We start from the raw sequence: 6,000 nt of genomic DNA, 5'->3' as shown, positions 1-6,000 counted from the left end.
AGCGCTCTTGGTCTTCAGGTGTCATAGCGAGTGATCCCTAGGGCTACCCTTCTATTCTCCCCCTTGGCACTGTTTTTGCAAAAGTGGGATGCTCCCATTAAAAGGGATGTTTGCTTAGAGTTTTTCTAACCTGTACCCCTGGCAACAGATTTCTGAACGTCTTTGCTTGAGGGATTTTAACGACTCCTCAGTTCGCGATTATTAACTCTTTGGTACCTTAGAATAAGTTCAAAAATAATATGTTTTCCATTGAGGTGTTGAGTGAATGATACGTTCAGGCTGGTTCAATATTTTTGCTTCACGGTAGATGTAAGTCAACAAACCTAGCACTACGTTCAGCAAGTTGCTTGAAGTTCCAATGAACATTCTGAACTGCTGCACTGTGAGAGGCGATCGCTCCATCGGTGGGTTTGAGGTGGAAGATTGACTGATGAGCCTCCTGAGCCATAGGCATCAGGCTTTGATCGTTCTTGGGTAGTGCCAGGCACTTGGATCTGCTGTGGGTTGTGTGTATTAGCCATCATCAGCGATCGCCCTAATGGTACGGATCGCCCCCCTGCCCAGGCACCCAAGCAAGTTTGTTAGACTGAGAGAACTTTGAAGTTTTCCAACAGATTGTGATGATCTACGGTGTATGGGCTTAACAGATTGGCGATTGACAGGCCCATGTGCTGTGGTTTTCACCCCTATGCACCGTCTCCGGTTAGTACTAAGGACGCATTATATGCCACCTACCCCCCTTCTGCTCTCTAAGGAACTGCCCAGCTTAGACTACTCCGCCCCCCGCGATCGCTTTGATGAAACATGGCGGGCACCCCTCTCCACCCTGCTTGGTCTAGGGCGCGCTGCCGGGGCCGACTTCGTTGAATTTTTCCTAGAGCGCGTCAACTACATTAGCTGCATGGCCGAAGATGACGCCATCACTAGCCTATCGCCCAGCCTGTCTACAGGCGCTGGCGTGCGGGTGTTTCGCGGCAAGGCCGATTGCTACGTCAGCACCAATGATCTGTCCTTTGCTGGGTTGAAGACGGCGTTGGAAAAGGGGTTGTCGATTCTGGGGCTGAATATGCCTGCCCCCAACTCCTTTGTGCCGGCAATTAACTTAGAACTGCTGCGGGACTATGCCACGGCGCGGCAGAAAGAGTCTTGGTTGACCGACTGTAGCTCCATGCGGGAGATGAGTGATGTGCTGCTGGCGGCCAACGCTACGTTACACACCACAGCCAAGCATGTGCAATCGCGCCGGGCAGTCTATTTCCGGGATTGGCAAGAGGTGTTGGTGGCGGCTAGTGATGGTGTTTTTGCGCGGGATATTCGCCTCAACCAATCCGTGGGCTATAGCCTGCTCTGTGCCGATGGTAGCGATCGCGCCTCCATTAGTAAGCGGGTGGGCAGCAGTGGCGATCCGGCCTTCCTGCGCACGTGGGACTACAGCACCGATGCGGCGGGCGTCTCAGAATCGGCGGGGCAAATGCTCTATGCCGACTATGTGGAATCGGGTACCTATCCAATCATCATGGCCAACCAGTTTGGCGGCGTGATTTTCCATGAAGCCTGTGGGCACCTGTTGGAAACCACCCAAATTGAGCGGAAAACCACGCCCTTTGCGGAGAAGAAGGGCGAAAAAATTGCCCATGAAAACCTGACGGCCTGGGATGAAGGATTGACCGACCAAGCCTTTGGCACCATTGATATGGACGATGAAGGGATGCCCGCTCAACGCACCCTGCTGATCGAAAATGGCATTCTCAAGAACTTCCTGTCTGACCGGGCTGGCAGCCTGCGCACCGGGCATCCCCGCACCGGCAGCGGTCGTCGCCAAAACTACACCTACGCCGCCGCTAGCCGCATGCGCAATACCTACATTGCACCGGGCGACTACTCCGTGGAAGATCTGTTCGCCTCAGTAGAGAAGGGGATTTACTGTAAGCAAATGGGCGGCGGCAGCGTGGGCCCCACCGGAGAATTCAACTTCGGGGTCTCGGAAGCCTATTTGATCGAAAACGGCAAAATCACCAAGCCGCTGAAGGGCGCAACCCTGATTGGTGAAGCTAAGGAGATCATGAACAAAATCTCCATGTGCTCCAAGGATCTAGGGCTAGCCGCAGGCTTCTGCGGTTCGATTAGTGGCAGCATCTATGTCACCGTGGGACAACCCCACATCAAAGTTGATTCAATTACGGTGGGAGGTCGCTAAACCATGACTCAGATTCAAGACATTGCTGCATCGGCAGAAGCGATCGCTCGTCAGTTGAACATTACTAAGTACGACGTGTTTGGCTCCTCGGTGGATGAAAACAGCGTCCAGGTCGATCAGGGTGAACCGAAGCAGGTGAAGGCATCCCAGCGCTCTAGCGTGATTGTGCGGGTGTGGAACGACGACAACCGCATGGGTGTCACCTCCACCACCGATGTGGATCCCAAGGGGCTGGAACTGGCGCTGAAGACCGCCCAGGAAGCCAGCCAGTTTGGCGCGACCGACCACGTGGCCGACTTTAGCCCAGAGGCAACGAAGCCTATTCCCGAGATGCCCGCCAGCAAAGCTCCCCAGGCGGCGGTGGCTGAGCTGATCAAAACCTTGGTGGATGCAGAACATCAGCTTTTGCAAGCCCATCCAGCGATCGCTGGTGTGCCCTACAACGGTCTGGCCCAGCGCGATATCGACAAATTCTACCTGAATAGCGATGGGGCGCAGCGGGTAGACGCCCGTTCCTACGCCTCGCTGTATCTCTACAGCAAAACCGAGCAGGAGGGCAAGAAGCCCCGCAGTGCCGGTGCTTATCGCATGGGGCCCAGCGTGGATGGTCTAGATATTCAGGGCTGTTTGAGCGAAGCGGCGGAGAAAACCATCAGCCACCTCAACTACGCCAAGGTGAAGTCGGGTAAATATCGGGTGGTGTTCTCTGGAGAAGCCTTCCTGAGCCTGCTGGGCGCTTTCTCCAACCTCTACAACGCCCAGAGCATTTTGGATCACCAAAGTCTATCTACGGCGGAGTCCTTGGGCACCGAGATCGCCTCGCCGCTGCTGTCGGTCTACGATGACGCTCTGCATCCCGACAACGTGGCCATCGAAACCTTTGACGGCGAGGGCACGCCCACCCGTCGGGTGCCGATTATTACCGAGGGCGTGCTCACCGGCTTCTTGCACAGTGCGGGCACGGCCAAGCGCTTTGGCGTCGCGCCCACGGGCCATGCCAATATTGGCGCGAAGGTCACCGTCAGCCCCCATTTCTATCACGTGATGCCCGGCAAGCCGGCTGAGACGACCTACAGTCTGGATGAAGCCGAGCAGGTGATTTGGATTGACGATGTCTCGGCGCTCCATGCCGGGGTCAATGCGCTGCAAGGATCTTTCTCTCTGCCCTTTGATGGTTGGTTGGTGACCAAGGGCGATCGCGTCAGTGTGGATTCTGCAACCATCGCTGGCGATTTCCTCGACTTGCTCAAGGCGATCATCTACGTAGAATCGGAGCCGGAGGTGCTGCCCGGCGGCGTTTGTCCGCGCATCTGGGTCGATGGATTATCGGTTACCGGCGAATAGGCGATCGCTCCCCAGGGCCGGCTCAGTCCGGCCCATGTCGCTCAAGGAACTCGTGGAATTTGCCAGAAACCCCACCGCGAGAGCTTGATCATCTGTTGTTACATGAAATAAGTTCGGGAGCTGGGTCGTCCTGTCTCTAGCCGAGCGGCATGGAAAGGCGTTTTGACGTCGCCTAAGCGGCTGAGGATTGAGGATCGGCCTTCTCAGTCGATCCTCGCTCAGACATGCTGTAATCCTTCTGGGGAATCCTCGCCGCTTTAGCGCGAGGAGGAGTCAATCAGTGATAATCTGGGAAGTGGCAAAAATGATGGCGATCGCGATCGTTCAGGATAAATCGCCACAAGACAAGACCGTCTTTAAAGAAGAATCCAGACATAGCTGACACACGATAGGCGTAAACATGGTCACCACAGCAGAAAAGACAAACGTCGGTTACGTTACCCAAGTTATTGGCCCCGTTGTAGACATCAAATTCAACAGCGGTGAACTTCCCAGAATTTACAACGCTCTTACCATCAAGGGCACGAACACTGCCGGGCAAGAGGTTTCCGTAACTTGCGAAGTTCAACAGCTTCTGGGCGATAGCCAAGTGCGCTCGGTTGCCATGAGTTCAACCGACGGACTGATCCGCGGCATGGAAGTGGTAGATACCGGTGCGCCCATCAGTGTGCCAGTGGGAACGGCAACCCTCGGACGCATCTTTAACGTCCTCGGCGAACCCGTAGACCGCAAGGGCCCGGTTGGCAACGAGCAAACCTCCCCCATCCACCGCGAGGCTCCCAAGCTAACCGACTTGGAAACCACCCCCTCCGTGTTTGAAACCGGCATCAAGGTGATTGACCTGCTCACCCCCTACCGTCGCGGCGGCAAGATTGGTCTGTTTGGCGGTGCAGGCGTGGGCAAGACCGTGATCATGATGGAATTGATCAACAACATTGCTACCCAACACGGTGGCGTATCCGTGTTTGCTGGCGTGGGCGAACGCACCCGCGAAGGTAATGACCTTTACAACGAAATGATCGAGTCCAAGGTGATCAACCCCGATAACCTCAACGACTCGAAAATTGCCCTTGTCTACGGTCAAATGAACGAGCCCCCCGGAGCCCGGATGCGGGTGGGTCTATCGGCTTTGACCATGGCTGAATACTTCCGCGACACCAACAAGCAAGACGTGTTGCTGTTTGTGGACAACATCTTCCGGTTTGTGCAAGCCGGTTCTGAAGTATCCGCACTGCTAGGTCGGATGCCGTCTGCTGTGGGCTACCAGCCAACCCTGGGTACCGACGTGGGTGACCTGCAAGAGCGCATCACCTCCACCACCGAAGGTTCGATCACCTCGATCCAAGCAGTCTACGTACCGGCGGATGACTTGACGGACCCTGCTCCTGCCACCACCTTTGCTCACTTGGATGGAACCACGGTGCTCTCTCGGGGTCTAGCCTCCAAGGGCATTTATCCTGCTGTGGATCCCCTAGATTCTGCCTCCACCATGCTGCAGCCCTCCATCGTGGGTGAAGAGCACTACCAAACCGCTCGGAACGTGCAGTCTACCCTGCAGCGCTACAAAGAGCTGCAAGACATCATTGCCATTCTTGGTTTGGATGAATTGTCGGAAGAAGACCGCTTGATCGTGGCGCGGGCTCGGAAGATTGAGCGCTTCCTATCCCAGCCCTTCTTCGTGGCAGAAGTCTTCACCGGCTCTCCTGGTAAGTACGTCAAGTTGGAAGACACCATCAAGGGCTTCAACATGATTCTGGGTGGTGAACTGGATGACCTGCCTGAGCAAGCGTTCTACCTAGTCGGCGATATCAACGAAGCGATCGCTAAGGCTGAGAAGATGAAGGCTCAGGGCTAAGATTCCCTGCTGGGCTGAGGGACGGGCTTGGGCAACCCTCAGCCCCTATTCATATGTACTATTTTAGTGTGACAAAAGATCATGGCATTAACTGTTCGAGTCATTGCTCCTGATAAAACGGTCTGGGACTCGGATGCGGAAGAGGTCATCCTGCCCAGTACGACAGGGCAACTGGGCATCTTGGGTGGACACGCACCTTTGCTGACAGCGCTGGATACGGGCGTCATGCGCGTCCGGTCTGAGAAAAGCTGGGTGGCGATCGCCCTCATGGGTGGTTTTGCTGAAGTGGAAAGCAACGAAGTCACCATTTTGGTGAATGGTGCAGAGCGCGGCGACTCCATTGATCCCGAAGAAGCTCGTAGCACCTACGATGCGGCTGAGGCCAAGGCTAAGCAAGTTGAAAGCAGCGACAACCGTCAAGAAAAAATCCAGGCTAAGCAAGCGCTGAAGCGGGCGCGGGCTAGGCTCCAAGCGGTGACCGGTGCTGCGCCCTAAGGGTTGAGTTCTCTAGCGTGAGGACTGCTATTCTACAACACCTGCATCAACAAAACGAGGAGGAGCCGTCATGGCGTCCTCCTCGTTGGTTTGTTGGGGTAGCGGGCGG

At 55.5% G+C, this 6,000-nt stretch carries 4 protein-coding genes; all 4 read left to right on the top strand.

Going from position 1 to position 6,000, the window contains the following annotated elements:
• Positions 1-724 precede the first annotated feature (724 nt).
• The 4 genes from JUJ53_RS17290 (at position 725) to atpC (ending at position 5,891) form a co-directional block, all read left to right on the top strand.
• On the top strand, positions 725-2,197 hold the full coding sequence (locus JUJ53_RS17290) for a TldD/PmbA family protein (protein WP_204153268.1): 1,473 nt from the start codon (positions 725-727) through the stop codon (positions 2,195-2,197).
• Positions 2,198-2,200: 3 nt separating this feature from the next.
• On the top strand, positions 2,201-3,541 hold the full coding sequence (locus tag JUJ53_RS17285; RefSeq protein WP_204153267.1) for a TldD/PmbA family protein: 1,341 nt from the start codon (positions 2,201-2,203) through the stop codon (positions 3,539-3,541).
• 400 nt (positions 3,542-3,941) lie between these two features.
• Positions 3,942-5,396 carry a F0F1 ATP synthase subunit beta gene (atpD, locus tag JUJ53_RS17280; RefSeq protein WP_204153266.1) on the top strand — a complete coding sequence of 485 codons (1,455 nt, stop codon included), beginning with the start codon at positions 3,942-3,944 and terminating at the stop codon, positions 5,394-5,396.
• 81 nt (positions 5,397-5,477) lie between these two features.
• Positions 5,478-5,891, top strand: coding sequence for an ATP synthase F1 subunit epsilon (atpC, locus tag JUJ53_RS17275; RefSeq protein WP_204153265.1), 414 nt, complete (start codon positions 5,478-5,480; stop codon positions 5,889-5,891).
• Positions 5,892-6,000 lie beyond the last annotated feature (109 nt).

The sequence above is a fragment of the Leptolyngbya sp. CCY15150 genome (genome assembly GCF_016888135.1).
In the GTDB taxonomy this organism is placed as follows: domain Bacteria; phylum Cyanobacteriota; class Cyanobacteriia; order RECH01; family RECH01; genus RECH01.
The sequence above is the reverse complement of the archived record's forward strand: the minus strand, read 5'-3'. Positions and strand labels throughout refer to the sequence as shown.

Coding starts and splice junctions, on each gene's coding strand:
- atpC (WP_204153265.1), top strand. CDS start 5,478: ATGGCATTAACTGTTCGAGTCATTGCTCCTGATAAAACGGTCTGGGAC.
- JUJ53_RS17290 (WP_204153268.1), top strand. CDS start 725: ATGCCACCTACCCCCCTTCTGCTCTCTAAGGAACTGCCCAGCTTAGAC.
- JUJ53_RS17285 (WP_204153267.1), top strand. CDS start 2,201: ATGACTCAGATTCAAGACATTGCTGCATCGGCAGAAGCGATCGCTCGT.
- atpD (WP_204153266.1), top strand. CDS start 3,942: ATGGTCACCACAGCAGAAAAGACAAACGTCGGTTACGTTACCCAAGTT.